General features: G+C 71.2%; 17 protein-coding genes and 1 pseudogene. 13 read left to right on the plus strand and 5 right to left on the minus strand.

Going from position 1 to position 18,103, the window contains the following annotated elements; all coding sequences use genetic code 11:
• Nucleotides 1–20 precede the first annotated feature (20 nt).
• The 9 genes from AB0C28_RS22750 to AB0C28_RS22790 all read left to right on the plus strand — a co-directional run bounded on the left by AB0C28_RS22750 (nucleotide 21) and on the right by AB0C28_RS22790 (nucleotide 10,049).
• Nucleotides 21–1,865 carry a 2-oxoacid:acceptor oxidoreductase subunit alpha gene (locus AB0C28_RS22750; RefSeq protein ID WP_357846173.1) on the plus strand — a complete coding sequence of 615 codons (1,845 nt, stop codon included), beginning with the start codon at nucleotides 21–23 and terminating at the stop codon, nucleotides 1,863–1,865.
• Nucleotides 1,858–2,904 (plus strand): 2-oxoacid:ferredoxin oxidoreductase subunit beta, encoded by a 1,047-nt coding sequence (locus AB0C28_RS22755; RefSeq protein ID WP_346101041.1) that lies wholly within the window; start codon nucleotides 1,858–1,860, stop codon nucleotides 2,902–2,904. Before AB0C28_RS22750 ends, AB0C28_RS22755 begins: the two co-directional genes overlap by 8 nt.
• Before the next feature lie 20 nt (nucleotides 2,905–2,924).
• Nucleotides 2,925–3,923, plus strand: a complete 999-nt coding sequence (locus AB0C28_RS22760) for a hypothetical protein (RefSeq protein ID WP_358077045.1) — start codon at nucleotides 2,925–2,927, stop codon at nucleotides 3,921–3,923.
• An 18-nt stretch (nucleotides 3,924–3,941) separates the two neighbouring features.
• Nucleotides 3,942–4,829, plus strand: coding sequence for an NAD-dependent epimerase/dehydratase family protein (locus tag AB0C28_RS22765; protein ID WP_357846177.1), 888 nt, complete (start codon nucleotides 3,942–3,944; stop codon nucleotides 4,827–4,829).
• Nucleotides 4,830–4,884: 55 nt separating this feature from the next.
• Entirely contained in the window at nucleotides 4,885–5,544 is a 660-nt protein-coding gene (locus AB0C28_RS22770; RefSeq protein WP_358077048.1) for a polysaccharide deacetylase family protein, read from the plus strand.
• Nucleotides 5,544–6,452, plus strand: a complete 909-nt coding sequence (locus tag AB0C28_RS22775; protein WP_358077051.1) for a glycosyltransferase family 2 protein — start codon at nucleotides 5,544–5,546, stop codon at nucleotides 6,450–6,452. Before AB0C28_RS22770 ends, AB0C28_RS22775 begins: the two co-directional genes overlap by 1 nt.
• The gene (locus tag AB0C28_RS22780; protein ID WP_358077054.1) at nucleotides 6,449–7,453 is read left to right on the plus strand and encodes a GNAT family N-acetyltransferase; all 1,005 of its coding nucleotides are present in this window, start codon (nucleotides 6,449–6,451) and stop codon (nucleotides 7,451–7,453) included. Before AB0C28_RS22775 ends, AB0C28_RS22780 begins: the two co-directional genes overlap by 4 nt.
• Nucleotides 7,454–7,555: 102 nt before the next feature.
• The gene (locus tag AB0C28_RS22785) at nucleotides 7,556–8,863 is read left to right on the plus strand and encodes a nucleotide sugar dehydrogenase (RefSeq protein ID WP_358077057.1); all 1,308 of its coding nucleotides are present in this window, start codon (nucleotides 7,556–7,558) and stop codon (nucleotides 8,861–8,863) included.
• The gene (locus AB0C28_RS22790; protein WP_358077060.1) at nucleotides 8,853–10,049 is read left to right on the plus strand and encodes a glycosyltransferase family 4 protein; all 1,197 of its coding nucleotides are present in this window, start codon (nucleotides 8,853–8,855) and stop codon (nucleotides 10,047–10,049) included. Before AB0C28_RS22785 ends, AB0C28_RS22790 begins: the two co-directional genes overlap by 11 nt.
• Before the next feature lie 25 nt (nucleotides 10,050–10,074).
• Here AB0C28_RS22790 and AB0C28_RS22795 read toward each other — a convergent pair whose 3' ends face one another.
• Entirely contained in the window at nucleotides 10,075–10,920 is an 846-nt protein-coding gene (locus AB0C28_RS22795) for a glycosyltransferase (RefSeq protein ID WP_358077063.1), read from the minus strand.
• 38 nt (nucleotides 10,921–10,958) lie between these two features.
• Here AB0C28_RS22795 and AB0C28_RS22800 point away from each other — a divergent pair, with 38 nt between their 5' ends.
• A complete protein-coding gene (locus AB0C28_RS22800; RefSeq protein ID WP_358077066.1) occupies nucleotides 10,959–11,507 on the plus strand; it encodes a dTDP-4-dehydrorhamnose 3,5-epimerase family protein in 549 nt (182 codons plus the stop codon).
• A 9-nt stretch (nucleotides 11,508–11,516) separates the two neighbouring features.
• Nucleotides 11,517–12,410 carry a hypothetical protein gene (locus AB0C28_RS22805; RefSeq protein WP_357846193.1) on the plus strand — a complete coding sequence of 298 codons (894 nt, stop codon included), beginning with the start codon at nucleotides 11,517–11,519 and terminating at the stop codon, nucleotides 12,408–12,410.
• On the opposite strand, the gene AB0C28_RS22810 is transcribed toward AB0C28_RS22805, so the two are convergent.
• The 3 genes and pseudogenes from AB0C28_RS22810 to AB0C28_RS22820 form a co-directional block, all read right to left on the minus strand.
• A complete protein-coding gene (locus AB0C28_RS22810; protein WP_358077069.1) occupies nucleotides 12,359–13,777 on the minus strand; it encodes an O-antigen ligase family protein in 1,419 nt (472 codons plus the stop codon). The two genes, AB0C28_RS22805 and AB0C28_RS22810, sit on opposite strands and share 52 nt — an antisense overlap.
• A 3-nt stretch (nucleotides 13,778–13,780) precedes the next feature.
• A complete protein-coding gene (locus AB0C28_RS22815) occupies nucleotides 13,781–14,575 on the minus strand; it encodes a hypothetical protein (protein WP_358077073.1) in 795 nt (264 codons plus the stop codon).
• A 264-nt stretch (nucleotides 14,576–14,839) separates the two neighbouring features.
• A pseudogene (locus tag AB0C28_RS22820) lies at nucleotides 14,840–15,088 on the minus strand (helix-turn-helix domain-containing protein); the annotation flags it as partial.
• Between the two features lie 148 nt (nucleotides 15,089–15,236).
• Between AB0C28_RS22820 and AB0C28_RS22825 the strand changes: the two are divergent.
• Together AB0C28_RS22825 and AB0C28_RS22830 are read left to right on the plus strand one after the other, a co-directional pair.
• Nucleotides 15,237–16,121 (plus strand): DUF6492 family protein, encoded by an 885-nt coding sequence (locus AB0C28_RS22825; RefSeq protein WP_358077077.1) that lies wholly within the window; start codon nucleotides 15,237–15,239, stop codon nucleotides 16,119–16,121.
• Nucleotides 16,118–16,990, plus strand: a complete 873-nt coding sequence (locus AB0C28_RS22830; protein WP_358077080.1) for a DUF6492 family protein — start codon at nucleotides 16,118–16,120, stop codon at nucleotides 16,988–16,990. Before AB0C28_RS22825 ends, AB0C28_RS22830 begins: the two co-directional genes overlap by 4 nt.
• On the opposite strand, the gene AB0C28_RS22835 is transcribed toward AB0C28_RS22830, so the two are convergent.
• A complete protein-coding gene (locus AB0C28_RS22835; protein WP_358077083.1) occupies nucleotides 16,969–18,018 on the minus strand; it encodes a hypothetical protein in 1,050 nt (349 codons plus the stop codon). The two genes, AB0C28_RS22830 and AB0C28_RS22835, sit on opposite strands and share 22 nt — an antisense overlap.
• Between the last annotated feature and the right edge of the window lie 85 nt (nucleotides 18,019–18,103).

Raw genomic sequence — 18,103 nt, forward strand, 5'->3', positions numbered from 1 at the left:
GTGTCGAGGAGGATTGAGCTGTGACTAAGCAGGTCCAGCAACTCGATCGCGTGATCATCAGGTTCGCTGGAGACTCCGGCGACGGCATGCAGCTCACCGGCGACCGCTTCACCGCGGGCACGGCGGAGTTCGGCAACGACCTGTCGACGCTGCCCAACTTCCCGGCGGAGATCCGCGCGCCCGCAGGCACCCTGCCCGGCGTGTCGAGCTTCCAGCTCCACTTCGCCGACCACGACATCCTCACGCCCGGCGACGCGCCGAACGTGCTCGTGGCCATGAACCCGGCCGCCCTCAAGGCCAATCTGGGCGACCTGCCCAGGGGCGCGGACATCATCGCCAACACCGATGAGTTCACCAAGCGCAACCTGCAGAAGGTCGGCTACGCCACCAGCCCGCTGGAGGACGAGTCGCTGAGCGAGTGGCGGGTGCACGCGGTGCCGCTGACCTCGCTGACGGTCAAGGCGCTCGAAGACTTCGACCTGTCCAAGAAGGACGCCGAGCGGTCGAAGAACATGTTCGCCCTCGGCCTGCTGTCCTGGCTCTACCACCGGCCGACCGAGCAGACCGTCAAGTTCCTTGAGCAGAAGTTCGCCAAGAAGCCCGACCTCGCCAAGGCCAACATCGCGGCCTTCCAGGCCGGCTGGAACTATGGCGAGACGACCGAGTCGTTCTCGGTCTCCTACGAGGTCAAGCCCGCGCAACTGGCGCCGGGTGTCTATCGCAACATCTCCGGCAACCAGGCGCTCGCCTACGGATTGATCGCCGCGAGCGTGCAGTCGAAGCTGCCGCTGTTCCTCGGGTCCTACCCGATCACCCCGGCCAGCGACATCCTGCACGAGCTGAGCAAGCACAAGCGGTTCGGCATCCGCACCTTCCAGGCGGAGGACGAGATCGCGGGCGTCGGCGCGGCGCTGGGCGCGGCGTTCGGCGGGGCGCTGGGCGTCACCACGACGAGCGGCCCCGGCGTTGCGCTGAAGGCGGAGACCGTCGGCCTGGCGGTCACCACCGAGCTTCCGTTGATCGTCGTGGACGTGCAGCGGGCCGGTCCGAGCACCGGCATGCCGACCAAGACCGAGCAGACCGACCTGCTGATGGCGCTGTTCGGGCGCAACGGCGAGTCGCCCGTGCCGGTCGTGGCGCCGATGTCGCCGAGCGACTGCTTCGACGCGGCCGTCGAGGCGGCCAGGATCGCCGTCAAATATCGCACTCCGGTCATGTTGCTCTCGGACGGCTACCTGGCCAACGGCTCCGAGCCGTGGCGCCTACCGGAAATTTCCGACTTGCCGGACATTTCGCAGGAGTTCACCACCGAGCCCAACGGCGCCGACGGCGAGTTCCTGCCCTTCAAGCGTGACACCGAGACCCTCGCCCGCCCGTGGGCCATCCCCGGCACCCCCGGGCTCGAACACCGCATCGGCGGCATCGAGAAGGCCGACGGCACCGGCAACATCTCCTACGACCCGGACAACCACGACCTGATGGTCCGCACCAGGGCCGCCAAGATCGCCGGCATCGACGTGCCCGACCTGGTGGTCGACGACGCCGACGGTGACGCGAAGGTGCTGGTCATCGGCTGGGGTTCCACGTACGGGCCCATCGCCGCGGCCGTGCGGCGCATCAGGAGGAGCGGTGGCAAGGTCGCGCAGACCCACCTGCGTCACCTCAACCCGCTGCCCGCCAACACCGGCGACGTGCTCAAGCGCTATGACAAGGTGCTGCTGCCCGAGATCAACCTCGGCCAGCTGGCGCTGCTGCTGCGGGCGCGCTTCCTCGTCGACGTGATCAGCTACAACCGTGTGCGCGGGCTCCCGTTCAAGGCCGAGGAGCTGGCCGGAGTCATCCAGGACGTGATCGACAGTGACTGAGCTGGTTAATGGGAAGGGCCTGTCGCTCATCCCGAAGACCGACGTGAAGCAGGGCATGAAGGACTTCAAGTCCGACCAGGAGGTGCGCTGGTGCCCGGGCTGCGGTGACTACGCGATCCTGGCCGCGGTGCAGAGCTTCCTGCCCGACCTGGGGCTCAAGCGCGAGAACATCGTGTTCGTCTCGGGCATCGGCTGCTCCTCACGTTTCCCGTACTACCTCAACACCTACGGTTTCCACTCCATCCACGGCCGGGCTCCGGCCATCGCGACCGGGCTCGCGGCCAGCAGGCCCGACCTGAGCGTGTGGGTGATCACCGGTGACGGCGACGCGCTGTCCATCGGCGGCAACCACCTGATCCACGCGCTGCGGCGCAACGTCAACCTGAACATCCTGCTGTTCAACAACAGGATCTACGGCCTGACGAAGGGCCAGTACTCCCCCACCTCCGAGGTCGGCAAGATCACCAAGTCGACCCCGATGGGCTCACTGGACAAGCCGTTCAACCCGATCTCGCTGGCCATCGGCGCCGAGGCGTCGTTCGTGGCCAGGACCATCGACTCCGACCGCAAGCACCTGCAGTCGGTGCTGCGCGAGGCGACCGAGCACCGCGGCACGTCGCTGGTCGAGATCTACCAGAACTGCAACATCTTCAACGACAACGCCTTCGAGCAGCTCAAGGACCCCGAGGTCCGTGACGACATCACGTTGCGGCTGGAGCACGGGCAGCCGATCACGAGCGCTTCCAAGGCGGTCGTACGGAGTGCGAACGGCGGCATCGAGGTCGTGGCCCGCGACGGCGTGAGCGAGGACGAGATCCTCGTGCACGACGCGCACAACCCCGACCCGTCGGTGGCGTTCGCGCTCAGCAGGCTCGACGAGCCGGCCTTCGAGCACGTGCCGATCGGCATCTTCCGCCAGGTCGACCGGCCGGCGTATGACGTGCTCATGGCCGAGCAGCTGGAAGAGGCCGTGGCCCAGAAGGGGCCCGGCGACCTGGGAGAGCTGCTGCTGGGTGGCGACACCTGGCGCATCGGCTGATTTTTCGCGACGATGCCGGGGTGGCGAGGACGTGGTCGTACGTTGTAGCCGCGGTCGCCGCCCTGGCACTGGTCGTGGCCGTCGCAGGTGAACTGGCTGAGCCGATCGGCTCAGCCGGCCCTGCCAAGCAGGCCGACCAGACGGCCGAACCGGCCGAAAAGGCCACAGACCAGGCGGGACAGGCCACTGGCCGCGGACAGGCCGCGGACCAGGCGGTCAGCCCTCCGGCGACGGCCCCCGCCGGTTTCCCCGACGCCGCCTCGACCGGCGTCCCGCCGGGCACCACACTCACCGACGTCACCGGCGACCAGCTCTTCGCCAAGGACGGCGAGATCGTCGAGGGCAAGGTCTTCTACGGGTTCGTCACCGTGACCGCGCGCGGCGTCACGTTCAGGGAGTGCGTCTTCCGCGGCGGCCCCACCGAGGAGACCCGCCCGCTGCTCGACAGCGAGCACGCCCGCGACACCGTGATCGAGGACTCCGAGTTCTACCCCTCCCACCCCTCGCCGTCGATCGACGGCATCTGGGCGGCGCACACGAAGATCTTCCGCAGCGAGTTCCGCGGCACGGTGGACGGGATCAAGGCCCACACCGGCACCCTGGTCCAGGACTCCTACATCCACGACCTGAGCTGGTTCGCCAGCGATCCCGACCAGGGCGGTGAGCCCACGCACAACGACGGCGTGCAGGCGTTCGCCGAGCAGCGCGGTGTCACGCTGCGGCACAACACGATCGACGTCTCCACCACCGAGGACCCGAACGCGGCCGTGCAGTCCTCCGCGGACGAGCTGCGGGTGGAGGGCAACTACCTCGACGGCGGCGCCTGCGTGGTCAACATCGACCACACGCCGCTGGGCCGGCCGCTGACCGGGCAGCGGGTCACCGGCAACCGGTTCGGCCGCGGCTCCACGCACGACTGCCCGATCCTGCTCAGCACGCGCGCGAAGCTCCAGGAGGGGTCGGGAAACGCCTGGCACGATTCCGGCGATCCCATACCGTCACCGGAACAACACGACTGAACCAACCGCGGAGGCCGCATGTCCGCCTGGCACGGAACGCGGGCCCTGGTAACGGGCGCGACCGGGTTCATCGGCTCCCACCTCGTCCGGCGCCTGACGGAGCTGGGCGCGCGGACGCACACGGTGAGCCGCCGCCCACCCGAAGCGGAAGGCCGGCACGTGGTGGACCTGACCGACGCCGAAGCCGTCGCGGAGCTGGTCGCGCGGGTCGAGCCCGAGGTGGTCTTCCACCTGGCCGGCGAGGTCACCGGGGTGCGCGACCCGGCCACCGTGGCGCCCACCCTGGCGGGCAACCTGGGCGCCACGGTGAACCTGCTGACCGCGCTGACCGGCACGCCGGTGCGCAGCGTGGTGCTGGCCGGGTCCGTGGAGGAGCCGCGTGACGGGCAGGCGCCCGGCTCGCCGTACGCGGCGGCCAAGGCGGCGGCGACCGGGTACGCGCGCATGTACCACGCGCTGTGGGGGCTGCCGGTGTCGGTGCTGCGGGTGGCCATGGTCTACGGCCCCGGCGAGCCGAACCTGGCCAGGCTGGTGCCGTACGTGACGCGGTCGCTGCTGCGCGGGCAGGCGCCCGAGCTGACCTCAGGGACCAGGCTGATCACCTGGGTGTACGTGGACGACGTGGTGGAGGCGTTCGTCCGCGCGGGCGCGAACGGCGACGCGGCCGGGCACGTGCTCGACATCGGCACGCCCGAGCCGGTCTCCATCCACGACACCGCGGAGCTGCTGGCGAAGATCGTCGGCGGGCCCGCCAGGCCCGTGTACGGCGCGGTGGCCGCCCGCCCGCTGGACCGCGCGCAGCGCTCCGACGTCGAGCCGGCCGCCCGCGTCCTCGGCTGGCGGCCGGTCACCTCCCTGGAGGAGGGCCTGAGACGGACGGTCGATTGGCACACAAGTCGCCTGTAACGGTCCATCCCGGGCGGCGATAACACTCTCGGCGGCACTCTGATCAGGGGGCGGGATGCGTGCGGTGACCAATCTGACCGTGCACGGCATCGGCGGCACCACCCGGGAGCTCGACCGGGACGAGGACCAGACGTGGGTGTCGGTCGAGCAGTTCGAGCGGGTGGTCGACGCGGTGGCGGGACGGCCCGACGTACGCCTCACGTTCGACGACGGCAACGCCTCCGACGTGGAGATCGCGCTTCCCCGGCTGCTGGAGCGCGGGCTGGAGGCGGAGTTCTTCGTCCTGGCCGGGCTGCTCGGCGAGCCGGGCCGGCTCGACGCCGGCGGCGTGCGCGAGCTGATCGGCACGGGCATGCGGGTGGGCTCGCACGGCTGGGCGCACCGCGACTGGCGCACGCTGGACGCGGCCCAGGCGGGCGAGGAGCTGACCCGGGCCTGCGAGGTGCTCGGCGAGCTGACCGGCACGCCCGTGTCCAGGGTGGCGATCCCGTTCGGCTCCTACGACAGACGGGTGCTGCGCCGCTTACGCCGCGCGGGGGTGACCCGCGCCTACACCAGCGACGGCGGCAGGGCCAGAGCGGGCTCGTGGCTGCAGCCGCGGACCAGCCTGCGGCGTGACCTGGACGCCGCGTGGATCGACGGAGTGCTCTCCGGGCCGTCGCCGGCCCGCCGGGCGGGCAAGCTCGGCATGCGGCTGTACAAGCGGGTGCGCTGATGCGCAGGGTCGCGGTGGTCATCGTCACCTACAACAGCGCGGACGTGCTCCAGGGCTGCCTCGACTCGCTGCCGTCCGGCGCGGCCGGGGTGGAGCTGGCCGCGGTCGTGGTGGCGGACAACGCCTCGAAGGACGACTCCACGGCGCTGGCCGAGCGGGCGGGCCTTCCGGTCACGGTGGTGCAGGTGGGCAGGAACGCCGGATACGCGGCGGCCATCAACGCCGGGATCGCCGCGCTCGACCTCGACCGGCTGGACGGCGTCTACGTGCTCAACCCCGACTGCCGGCTGCGTCCTGGGGCCGTCGCTCCCCTGCTGGACTGCCTGGAGCGGCCGGGCCTGGGCATCGTGGTGCCGTACATGGTCAATCCGGACGGCACGCTGCAGCCCTCGCTGCGCCGGATGCCCACGGTGGGCCGGGCCGTGGCCGAGGCGGTGGTCGGCGGGGCGCTGGCCGGGCGCATGGGCACCGTGGGCGAGCTGGTGACCGACCCGCGCGACTACGCCAGGCCGGGCGCGTTCGCCTGGGCGACGGGGGCGGCGCTGATGCTCTCGCCGCGGATGATCCGCGAGGTGGGGGCGTGGGACGAGTCGTTCCTGCTCTACAGCGAGGAGACGGACTACTGCCTGCGCGCCGCGGACCTGGGCTGGGCCACCTGGTACGAGCCCGCCTCGGTGATCGAGCACATCGGCGGCGCCTCAGGGATCGATCCGGTGCTGGCGTCGCTGCTGGTCGTCAACAAGGTACGGCTGTTCCGGCGGCGGCACGGGCCCGTGCGCGGGACGGCGTACTACGTGGCCGTGCTGGCGGGTGAGGCGGTGCGGGCCCTCGCGGGGCGGCGTACGTCCAGGGCCAGCGTGGTGGCGCTGCTGCGGCCCTCGCGGCGCATGACGGCGCTGCCGCAGTGAGCGGCCTGCGGGTCAAGGCGTTCGACGAGCTGACCGCGGCCGAGCTGGACGCCTGGGAGGCGGTACGGGCCGCGAACCCGGCGCTGGACAGCCCGTACTTCCATCCCGGCTTCTCCGCGGCCGTGCACGCCTCGGGGCACACCGTGCACGTGGCCGTGGGGAACGACGTGTTCGTGCCGCACCACCGCGAAGGCCGGCTGCTGCGCCCGGCCGGCTGGCCGGGAGCGGACTTCCAGGGGCCGATCCTGGCCGCCGGCGCCGCCTTCCGGCCGCTCGACCTGCTCGGGAACGGCGCGGGCGGCTACGCCTTCGACCATCTGGTGCCGGACGCCCCCGGCTTCGAGCGGTGGGTGCTCTCGCGCCGGCCATCGCCCTACCTGGACGTCACCGGCGGGCTGACCGGATATCTGGGCCGGGCCTCGAAGAGCGGCAAGGACAACATGGGGCAGGCGCGGCGCCGGGCCGCCAGGGCCGAGCGGGATCTGGGCGCGGTCAGGTTCGAGGCCGACGCGGTGGACGCCGGGGCGCTGGCGCGGGTGATCGAGCTCAAGCGGGCCCAGTACGCCGCCACCGGCGCCCAGGACTACTTCGCCGAGCCCGGCCGGATCAAGCTGCTCGAAGCCCTGCTCGATACCCGCGATCCAGGCTTCGGCGGCGTGCTGTCCACCCTGCGCGCCGGGCCGCACCTGCTCGCGGCCCACTTCGGCCTCAGGTCGGGCGGCGTGCTGCACTGGTGGTTCCCCGTCTACGACCCCGCGTTCGCCAAGCTGTCCCCCGGCTGGATCCTGCTGCGCGAACTGGTCGCGGCCGCTCCGTCGCTCGGGATCGCCAGGATCGACCTCGGGCGGGGCGAGGACGAGTACAAACGGCGGGCCAGGACCGGCGAGAGCGTGGTCTGCCAGGGCATCGTGACCAGGAATCCGGCCCGCCGGTGGGCGGCCGCCGTCGGCACCAGGGCCAGGGCGGTCGTGCGATCCCTCCGCGCCGGAAGAAATCGGTAACGTTCCAAAGGGCATACCCGACATATCCCTTGGAGGCGGGGGAAATCGCGCTTTGCCCTCCACATAGGCGGTCCACGGTAGACGGTCCAACGGAGGGCGGCTATGCGGATCAGTGTCTTCGGGCTCGGCTACGTGGGGTGCGTCTCGGCCGCCTGCCTGGCCTCCATGGGACATCAGGTCGTGGGCGTGGACGTCAATCCGGCCAAGGTCGACCTCATCAACGGCGGGCACGCGCCCATCGTCGAGGAGCGCATCGGCGAGCTGATCGCCGAGACGACCGCTCGCGGCGCGCTGCGCGCCACCACGGACGCGGCCGAGGCGGTCGCGGCCACCGAGCTGTCGCTGGTCTGCGTGGGCACGCCGTCGGCGCCCAACGGCAGCCTGTCCACGACCTTCCTGGAGCGGGTGGCCGAGCAGATCGGCCGGGCGCTGCGGCCGGGACACGTCGTCGTCTTCCGCTCGACCATGCTGCCCGGCACCTGCGCGGAGCTGCTGGTGCCGATCCTGGAGCTGGCGTCGGGCCTGCGCGCGGGCACCGGTTTCGGGGTGGCGGTCAACCCCGAGTTCCTGCGCGAGGGCACCAGCGTGCGCGACTTCTTCGCGCCGCCGAAGACGGTGATCGGCGAGTCGGACGAGCGGACGGGGAACGTGGTGGCCTCCCTGTACGAGGGCCTGCCCGGCGACGTCTTCCGGGTCCCCGTCCCCGTAGCCGAAATGACGAAATATGCGGACAACGCGTTTCATGCGGTCAAGATCGGCTTCGCCAACGAGATGGGCGCCATCTGCCAGGCCCTCGGCCTGGACTCCCACCAGGTCATGGACGTCTTCCTGGCTGACCGCAAGCTCAACATCAGCCCCGCCTACCTGCGCCCAGGATTCGCCTTCGGCGGCTCCTGCCTGCCCAAGGACCTGCGCGGGCTGGTCTACGCGGCCAGGAAGGCCGACGTGTCGATCCCGCTGCTGTCGCACGTGCTGCCCGCCAACGAGGCGCACCTGCAGCGCGCCTTCGAGCTGATCACCGCCTCGGGCCGGCGCCGGATCGGCATGTTCGGCCTGTCGTTCAAGCCCGGCACGGACGACCTGCGCGAGAGCCCGCTCGTGGAGCTGGCGGAACGGCTCCTCGGTAAGGGCTACGACCTGCGCATCTACGACGCCAACGTGACCCTGTCACGGCTGGTCGGCGCCAACCGCGCCTACATCGCCGAACGGCTGCCGCACCTGGGCGACCTGCTCGGCGACTCGGCCGAGGAGGTGCTCGACCACGCCGAGGTGTGCGTCGTCGGGTGCCTGGACGAGCGGGTGCTCGCCGCCCTGGACCAGGCCGACGACCGCACGATCGTGGACCTCGTCCGCATCCCGGACGCGGAAACCCAACGGGGCAGAAAGGACTACACAGGCATTGGGTGGTAGAGCGCTCATCCTCGTCGAGAACCTTTCCGTACCACTCGACCGGCGTGTCTGGCAGGAGAGCACCGCGCTGCGCCAGGCCGGCTGGGAGGTGCACGTCATCTGCCCCAAGGGGGCCAAACAGGACACCGAGGTGGAGGCCGTCATCGACGGCGTCCACATCCACCGCTACCCGCTGCGCGCCGCCACCGGCGGCCCGGCGGGCTTCCTGCGCGAGTACGGCTCCGCCCTCTGGCACACCTTCCGCCTGGCCCGGCGGCTCGGCCGGTTCGACGTCGTGCACGGGTGCAACCCGCCGGACCTGTTCTTCCTGCTCGCGCTGGCCATGCGGCGCAGGGGCACCCGGTACGTCTTCGACCAGCACGACCTGGTGCCCGAGCTGTACCTGTCGCGCTTCGGCCGGGGCCGGGACCTGCTCTTCCGCGCGGTGTCGTGGATGGAGCGGATGACGTACCGGGCGGCGCACGTGGTGATCGCGACCAACGAGAGCTACCGGCAGGTCGCGCTCTCCCGGGGTGGCAAGCGTCCTGAGGAGGTGTTCGTGGTGCGCAGCGCGCCCGTGGTGGAGCGGTTCCACCAGGTGCCGCCGGACGCGTCCGTACGGCGCGGGAAGCCGTACCTGCTGTGCTACCTCGGCGTGATGGGCCCGCAGGACGGTGTGGACTACGCGCTGCGCAGCCTGGCCAGGCTGCGGGACGAGCACGGGCGCGCCGACTGGCACGCGGTGTTCGTCGGCGGCGGCGACACGTTCGACGCGATGGTCGGGCTGGCCCGCGAGCTGGGTCTGGACGACTGCGTCGAGTTCACGGGACGCATCCCGGACGAGGACCTGATGCGTTACCTGTCCACCGCCGACGTGTGCCTGTCGCCCGATCCGCTCAACCCGCTCAACGACGTCTCGACGATGAACAAGGTCATGGAGTACATGGCCATGTCCAGGCCCATCGTCTCCTTCGAGTTACGCGAGGCCCGCGTGTCGGCGGGCGAGGCGGCGCTGTACGCGCCCGCCAACGACGAGTCGGAGTTCGCCAAGCTGATCTCCCGGCTGCTCGACGACCCGGAGGAGCGGCGGCGGATGGGCGAGATCGGCCGGGAACGGGTGGCCGGGCCGCTGTCCTGGGACCACTCGGAGACCGCGCTCCTGGCCGCATACGAGGCCGCCGTGGCACCGCGCAAGGGTGCGCGATGACGGCCGCCACCTACGAGGTCGACGCCTACGAGTCCGCTGCGGGGTCGCCGGCGGGGTCGCGATGACGGCTGCCCGCGTCGGTGCCCCAGCCCGTGGCGCCGCCGCGGAGCCTGGCGAGCAGCCGATCCACGGCCAGCACCGCCAGGTAGCAGGCGGCGTCCAGCGGGCTGACCTGGCGCCCGGCCAGCAGCGCTCCGAGCGCGGACAACCGCAGCGCCCGGCCCGGCCGGCCCAGCGCGGCCAGCTCGCGGTTGCCCCTGCGCACCCTGATCCGCCGGCGCAAGTGGGCGCGGACCGTACGCGGAGGGCGTACCAGAGACCGGGCCTCGGCGACCACGACGCGCTCGGCGCCGGTGAAGCAACCGTCCACCCAGCCGTCGTCGGAGATCACGTCGGGCAGGGGGAAGGCGCGCTCGTGGCCGCGCTCGCCGAGCACGTACACGCCCACGCCGGCCAGCGCCCGCGACGGCGCGACGAGCCGGTCGTGCACCCGGTGCACCCGCCGCACCACGGGCCCGGCGCCGCTCAGGTCCCACTCGGGCACGGGCGCGCAGGCCAGCACGCCCGGCCGGGCCACCGCCTCGGCCAGGGCCCGTACGGAGGCCGCGTCGATCCGTACGTCGGCGTCCAGGTAGACCCGGGGGAAGACCCGGCACGCGGCGTCGCCCAGGTGCAGCGCGTGGACCTTGCCGGGCACGGGCGTCTCCAGCACCCGCACGCCGGGCCGCGCCGCCACCGCCGCCGTACGGTCGGAGCAGGCGTTGGCCACCACCACGACGTCGAACTCCCCCGGCGCCGCCCCCGCGAGCAGCGCGTCGAGCCCCGCCCCGATGACCGTCTCCTCGTTGTGCGCCGGAATCACGACGCTCACCGACGCCTTCATCAGACCCCCTCCCGGAAGGACGAAGCATGAAAGTGGAGCAGGGCGAGCTCGACGGGGTGCTGCTGTTCAGGCCGTCGCCGCACCGCGACAGCCGCGGCCTGTTCACCAGAACGTTCGACGCCGCCACGGCCGCCGCGGCGGGGCTGGACGCGTGCGCGTTCATCCAGGACAGCCAGTCCAGGTCGCGCCTGGGCACGATCCGCGGCCTGCACGGGCGCTCCGGCAGAGGGGAGGCCAAGCTCGTCCGCTGTGCCAGGGGCGCGGTGCACGACGTGCTGGTGGACGCCAGGCCGCACTCGCCCACGTTCGGCCGGAGCATGGCGGTGCGCCTGGACGACGAGGACTTCCTGACCCTGTACGTGCCCCCCGGTCTGCTGCACGGCTTCCAGGCGCTGACCGAGCCCGCCGACACCTGCTACCGCATCGACAGGGAGCACGATCCGAGCGAGGACCTCGCGGTCCGGTACGACGATCCGGACCTGCGGATAGCCTGGCCCCTTCCCCCGGCCGAGGTCAGCCCGCGCGACCTGGACGCGGGCTCCTGGGCCGAGCTGCTGCCCCGGCTCGGCGCCTGAGAGGCGGCCATGCGCGCACGTCATCTCCTGCTCCTCGCCGCGGCGCTGGCCCCGGCCGGCTGCGACGCGGCCCCGGCCGCGACGCCGACCCCGGCGCCCTCCCCCGTGATCGTCCGGCCGGACGGCTCCTCCTGCCCCGACCACCCCACGCCCGCCTGCACCGGCGCGCCCAAGGGCGTCAAGCTGAAAGAGGTCGAGCTCAACACGGAGAACGTCGCCTACCGCGTGCAGACCGACGGCACCGTGCTGGACGGCGTGCACATTCCCGGGCACCTGCTGATCCACGCGAACGACGTGACGATCACCAACAGCGTCGTCGACGGCGACGTGATCAACGCCGACGGGCCCGAGTCGTTCCGGTTCACGATCGCCGACTCCACGGTGGGCACCACGGCCAAGTGCGAGCCGCTGCCCGCGATCGGCTACGACAAGTACAAAGCCACCCGGGTGCTGGTGCAGGGCCACAGCGACGGCTTCCGCGTCTCCGGCGACGACGTGGAGATCCGCGACTCCTTCGTCAAGCTCTGCTCGCGGTCCGGCGACCACTCCGACGGCATCCAGGCCTACAACGGCGGCAAGGGCCTGCTGTTCCACCACAACACCGTCGACCAGCGCGAGGCCGAGCACATCACGGCGCCGATCTTCCTGGTGGACGAGAAGTCGGAGGACGTGACCGTCACCGACAACCTCATCATGGGCGGCACCTACAGCCTCCAAGTGCGCAACGCCCGCGGCAGGCAGGTGGTGCGCGGCAACAAGCTGGTGGACAAGTCCTGGGTGTACGGGCCGACCGACTCCGAGTGCGGGCGGACGGAGTGGGCCGGCAACGAGCTGGTCACCATCGACGAGAACTATCGGGTCACCTCGATCGTCGGCCCGCTGGCCTGCGCGGGAGAGAGCTGATCCGCCTGCCGATCCGCCTGCTGAGCCGAGTGCTGATCCGCTCTGGCCGCCCGTAGCAGGGCGCCGGCCGCGCCGACCAGGATGAACGCCAGGCCCGTCACGGTCGCGAACGACAGCAGGTCGAAGGTGAGCGAGCCCACCAGCGGCACGACCAGGCAGGCGGCGACCGTCAGGCACAGGTCGCGGTCGCCCGGGTCGGCGCTGAGGTGCCTGGCCCGCAGCGCCGCGTAACAGGCCACCACGAACAGCGCGGCGAAGGTGACGGTGCCGAACAGGCCCGTCTCGACCATGGACAGGATGTACTGGTTGTCGAAGATCTGGTGTTTGGGGGCGTACCAGGTGCCCAGGCCCCGGCCGAGCCAGAAGTGCCGGCCGATCTGCTGGGCGGCCACGGCGTAGTCGTGCGTCCTGTACTGGATGCTCTCGTCGTTGCCGAGGTCGGTGAACAGCCCCGTGATGGCCCCGAGCAGGCCCGGCACGGCCACCCTGATCACCACCAGGAACCCGGCCGCCACCAGCAGCGTGGCCAGCCGCCGCCACCACGACCACCCCGCGAACAGCACCACGCCCACGGCGAGCAGGCTCAGCATGGCCGAGCGCGACACCGAGAACATCAGGCCGAGCCCGATCAGCGCCGTGCACACCCACCACCGCAGCGCCGGCTCGGCCCGCAGCCGGGCCCGGGTGGCGTAGTGGGCGGCCAGCGGCAGCAGGATGGCGCAGGTGACGCCGAACTCGATCGGATGGCCGGTGGTCGCGGCCACTCGGCGCAGGTCGGCCCGTTCCAGCACGAACGAGTCGCCCTCGCTGCTGTAGCGCAGGATCGGCAGCTCAAGGAACCTGGTCAGGTCGATCGAGAGCAGGAACTGCAGGGCCGCGATCACCGAGATCACCGCTCCGCAGACCACCAGCGTCTTGAGCATGAGGTCCAGCCGGTGCCTGCCGCGCACGCCGTCGCAGACCGTCAGCGCCAGGCCCACCGTGGCGATCACCAGGACGAAGGAGTGATCGCTCAGGTTGAGCTCGTCGGAGTCCATGTACCCCCAGGTGGACAACCCGTAGGTGGCCACCATCGAGGTGAAGTAGGCGAACAGGGCGGTACGCACGGGGTTGCGGCCCTTGGCCGCCCCCAGCGTGAGCGTGAGCTGCGCGCACAGCCAGAGCACCGCCGCGCCCAGGCTCACCACGTTGGCCGGGGTGAGCGACAGGGGCAGGCCCTTGAGCACGAGCCGGGCCGGCACGATCAGCAGCACGGCGGCGAACACGGCGGCCACGGTCGCGCCGTCGGCCCGCCCCGGCAGCGGCGGCCCACCGGGACGCCGGGCGGTCCCGGGCGCGGGCGCGCGGACGTCTGCGGGGGCGGCCATCGGTCACGCCCCCGTCTTCCCGGCTTCGGCCGGGTCCGGCATCTCAGCAGGCGTCCCGGTCTGAGGCGTCTCAGCCGAAGGCGTCTCGCCGGCGTCGCGCCGGTGGCCCCGGAGCAGGCGGCCCCGGAGCAGGCGGCGTCCGGCGAGGCGGGCGCCGAGCGGCGCCGCCAGGCTCTCCGCCGCGAACGAGGCACACAGCGAGGCGATCACCCCCAGCCCGAGCGCCGCCGCCGCCGAGCGCAGCTTCCTGCCCTGCTGCGGCGCGGGCCTGGTCGGCGGCACGGCCTCGCTGACCGTGATGTACGTCCCCACGGGCGCCTGCACCTGCCGCTGCCGCGCGTTCAGCTCCTGCCTGATCCGTGTGACGGCCTTGCGCACGATCGCCGTGGCCTCCTGCGGCGCCAGGCTCTCCCCCTCCACGAACACCAGCGGCCCCGTGGCCAGCGACTCCAGGTTGTTGGTGCCGTTGGTCACCGCGTACGTGGTCGGCCCCCCGCTGGTGACCCCCATCTCCGCCACCATGTCCGGCGTGCTCATGACGCTGATCAGGATGGAGGCGGCCACGTCGAGCCCGTGGTCGAAGTTGAGCAGCGGGTTGACCTGGAGAAGGGGCTGATCGGGATCGGACGGGAGGGTGCCGCCGCTGTTCGGCGCGGTGAGCACGAGGACCGCGGTCGTGGTGTAGGTGACCGGGACCGTGGAGTAGGCGTAGAAGGCGGCGCCGACGGCCGCGAGGAAGGCGGGGACGGCCACGTACCAGCGACGCGCCAGGACGAGCAGAGTCCCCCAGAAATCCACGCGTCCTCCCTGTGAATCCCGCCTCATGCATGTCGGCCAAACCGGGGTGGAGCGTTACACAAACGCTGTAACACCAGCTATGGGTCACCGATATGGATACAAGGGGACATCTTCAACTCGGCGGGACGGAGATCACCTTTCTTGACATCCTCCCCCTCGTCAACGAGGGGATTCCCACGGTCGCCCGTGAGGCTTCCTGCTTCACCGCCGGTTGCCCGCCCGAGAAGGACTCTCGTTGAGGTCTGACACCAGCTCCACAGGCGTCTGCTGCAACGGCACAGACGGCACCTCCGACAGGAAGCCGAACTCGCCGCTGCGCTTCCACTCCGTGAGCATCGCCGATGACTCCCCGTAGGAAACGCGCTTGCCTTGCAGGGTGTAGGCGCGCGTGCGCTCCTCCAGGGCTTTGTTGTACACGAGGCGGACGCAGCCGAACGTCCGGGCAAGCTCGGAGGCTTGCTCGGGAGTCGGATAGAAGCGGCACTTGTAGGCCCGCTTCACGATCTGCGCCACGTCCCACATCATACCGAACGATCAAGAAATACTCGTGCGTTTGTTCGATATTCCGGTTCGCCTGGAGGCGAATCGGCTGCCCCTGTCCTGCTCCGCAGGGGTCCGGTTCCTCCCCGCCTGAAGGCGGGGGTCTCCTCGGAGGTATCCGATGAGCGCACTGGCCGTCGTCACGCCCACGTACGCTCCCGACGCCGGACTCTTCGCCCACCTGCACCGTTCGGTCCTCGACCACACCTCGGACGACACCGTCCACCACGTGATCGTGCCGCCGTCCGACCGGCGGCTCTTCGCCCGCTTCTCGGGCCCTCGGTGCCGAATCTGGACGTACGCCGAGATCCTGCCGCGCCGCCTCGCGCACGTCCCGTTCACCGGCGTGTGGATCGATCCCGTACGCCCCTGGCCGCCGTTGCGCGGCTGGGTGGCCCAGCAGGCGGTGAAGATGGCGGTCACGGCGCGGCTCGACGCCAAGGTCGTGCTGGTCGCCGACTCGGACGTGGTGCTGGTACGCGAGGCGACGCCCGATCTGTTCATCCAGGACGGCCAGGTGAGCATGTTCCGGGTGGACGGCGGCGTGCACGAGCTCATGACCGACCACGTCACCTGGCACCGGGTGGCCCGCGAGCTGCTGGGCGTGCCGGGGCCCGCGCCGCTGCCGCTGCCCGACTACGTCAGCTCGCTGGCGTGCTGGGATCCGGCCGTCGTGCGCGCCATGCGGGAGCGCATCACCGAGACGACCGGGCGTGACTGGCTGGCCGCCTTCACCTCCTACCTCCAGGTCTCGGAGTTCATCGTCTACGGCGTGTTCGTGGACGAGGTGCTGCGGGCCGCGCCTCCGGTCAGCACCGCGATCTGCCACAGCCGGTGGGATCGCACCCCTCTGGACCACGCCGGAGCCATCGCGTTCGCCGACCGGCTGCCGCCCGACGCGGTGGGCATGATGATCTCGGCCAAGTCGGGCACGCCCATGGCGGTCAGATCGGCGGCGATCGAGCGATGCTCCCAGATCACCGGACCCGATGGGAGTCATCCGTGAGCAAGCTGGCGGTCATCACCCCGTCCTACGCCCTGGACGCCGAGCTGTTCGCCGAGTTGCACCGTTCCGTCCTGGAGTTCACCTCCGAGGACACCATCCACCACGTCTTCGTCCCGCCGAGCGACCGTGCGGCCTTCGCCCGCTTCGAAGGCCCGCGTTGCCACGTGTGGATCCGCTCGGAGCTGCTGCCCCGCCGATACCTGCGGCTGCCCGGCGCCGACCTGTACGTCAACTACCGCCGCCCCTGGCCTCCGCTGCGCGGCTGGGTGATGCAGCAGACGGTCAAGATCGCCTCCGCCGGATTGATCGACGCCGACGCCATGCTCATCGTCGACTCCGACGCCGTACTCGTCCGCCCGACCAGCGCCGCGTCCTTCACCGTGGACGGGCGGCTGTGCCTGTACCGGCTGGAGAACGGCGTCACGGCCGAGATGGAGCGGCACGTCATCTGGCACCGGGTCGCCCGCGAGCTGCTCGGCCTGCCGTCCCCGCCGCCCCCGCCGCTGCCCGACTACGTGACGGCGCTGACGTTCTGGGACCCGGAGATCGTGCGGGCCATGCAGCGGCGCATCACCCAGGTGACCGGCCGCGACTGGCTCGACGCGTTCAATTCCCAGATGCACGTCTCCGAGTTCATCCTGTACGGCGTCTTCGTGGACGAGGTGCTGAAGGCCGACCCGCCGATCAACACCACGATCTGCCACCTGAGCTACAACCACGAGCCGTGGGACGTGGCGCAGGCCGTGGCCTTCGCCGACCGGCTGCCGCAGGAGGCGGTGGGGATGATGATCTCGGCCAAGTCGCACACGCCGGCGGAGGCCAGGGCGGCCGCCATCGCGCGGTGCGCTCAGGTCGTCGAGTCGAGCTGACCCTTCTTCGGCCCGTCCTCGTCCGGCTTGTCCTCTTCGGGCCTGTCCTCCTTGGGCCCGTCCTTCTCGGGCCCGTCCTTCTCGGGCTCGGCCTTTTCAGGGACGGCGCTCGCCTGAACCGGCTCCACCTCGGCCGGTGCAGGGTCGGCCGGTGCAGGGTCGGCCGGCCCGTCTCCGGCCGGTTCCGCGTCGGTCTTGATGACCTGGATCGGGCCGGTGGTCTCCTCGGCCAGCTCGTCCACCGTCAGCGGGAACCCGGACATCATGGGCAGACGCGACCTGGAGCCGTTGACCGCCGCGGCGCCCTCCGCCACCGGCTGCTCGGCGACGACCTCGGCCCAGACGCCCTGCGAAGCCTCCGCCGGTTCCTCCGAAGGTGAGGGCTCGGGTGCGGGCTCGGGTGCGACGTCCGCGCCGGCCCGCCGCGCGGAGCGGACGCGCTGGACGGCGTAGGCCAGCCCCATCCCGCCGACCACCCCGAACGCGCCGCCGAAGGCCGCGACGGTCAGCCGGTCGCCGATGGCCGCCTTGGGCGTGGAGGGCGGCATCACGTCCATGATCGCGATGTGCGTGCTGATCGGCGCATCGAGCGCGGTCTGCCGCTTGGCCAGCTCCAGCCGTACCCGCAACTGGGCCTTGCGCATGACCTCCCGCACGGTGGCGGGCGAGTCGCTCTCGACCTCGACGTAGACGAACGGCCCGTTGGTGCTGATGCCGAGCAGGTCGGGGTTGGTCCGCCCGTCGTTGATGATCACGGCGGTGGGCCCGTTCTCCGGCGCGCCGATCTCGGCGTACACGTCGGGCGTGTTGGTGGCCAGGATGAGGATGCCCGCGGTCGTGCGCAGGGCGTCGTTGAACTGCAGCAGCGGGTTGGTCAGGCCCGGGCGGTTCTGCGGCTCGGTCTCCAGCGTGCCGCCGGTGGCGGGCACGGTGAGCACCATGGAGGCGGTGGAGACGTACCGGCTCGGCATCAGGAAGTAGGCGGCCAGGGCGAGTCCCACGGCCGCGATGACGACAGGCGGCCCCACGAACTTCTTCCGGGCCAGTCCAAGGACGGTCCTCCAGAAGCGCACTTTTCCGCCCCCGTCACTTCTCGTTCCATGGGAAATCGCT

It is taken from the genome of Nonomuraea sp. NPDC048892 (genome assembly GCF_040649735.1).
In the GTDB taxonomy this organism is placed as follows: Bacteria; Actinomycetota; Actinomycetes; order Streptosporangiales; family Streptosporangiaceae; genus Nonomuraea; species Nonomuraea maheshkhaliensis.

Coding starts and splice junctions, on each gene's coding strand:
- AB0C28_RS22765 (WP_357846177.1), top strand. CDS start 3,942: ATGTCCGCCTGGCACGGAACGCGGGCCCTGGTAACGGGCGCGACCGGG.
- AB0C28_RS22770 (WP_358077048.1), top strand. CDS start 4,885: ATGCGTGCGGTGACCAATCTGACCGTGCACGGCATCGGCGGCACCACC.
- AB0C28_RS22775 (WP_358077051.1), top strand. CDS start 5,544: ATGCGCAGGGTCGCGGTGGTCATCGTCACCTACAACAGCGCGGACGTG.
- AB0C28_RS22785 (WP_358077057.1), top strand. CDS start 7,556: ATGCGGATCAGTGTCTTCGGGCTCGGCTACGTGGGGTGCGTCTCGGCC.
- AB0C28_RS22800 (WP_358077066.1), top strand. CDS start 10,959: ATGAAAGTGGAGCAGGGCGAGCTCGACGGGGTGCTGCTGTTCAGGCCG.
- AB0C28_RS22805 (WP_357846193.1), top strand. CDS start 11,517: ATGCGCGCACGTCATCTCCTGCTCCTCGCCGCGGCGCTGGCCCCGGCC.
- AB0C28_RS22810 (WP_358077069.1), bottom strand. CDS start 13,777: ATGGCCGCCCCCGCAGACGTCCGCGCGCCCGCGCCCGGGACCGCCCGG.
- AB0C28_RS22825 (WP_358077077.1), top strand. CDS start 15,237: ATGAGCGCACTGGCCGTCGTCACGCCCACGTACGCTCCCGACGCCGGA.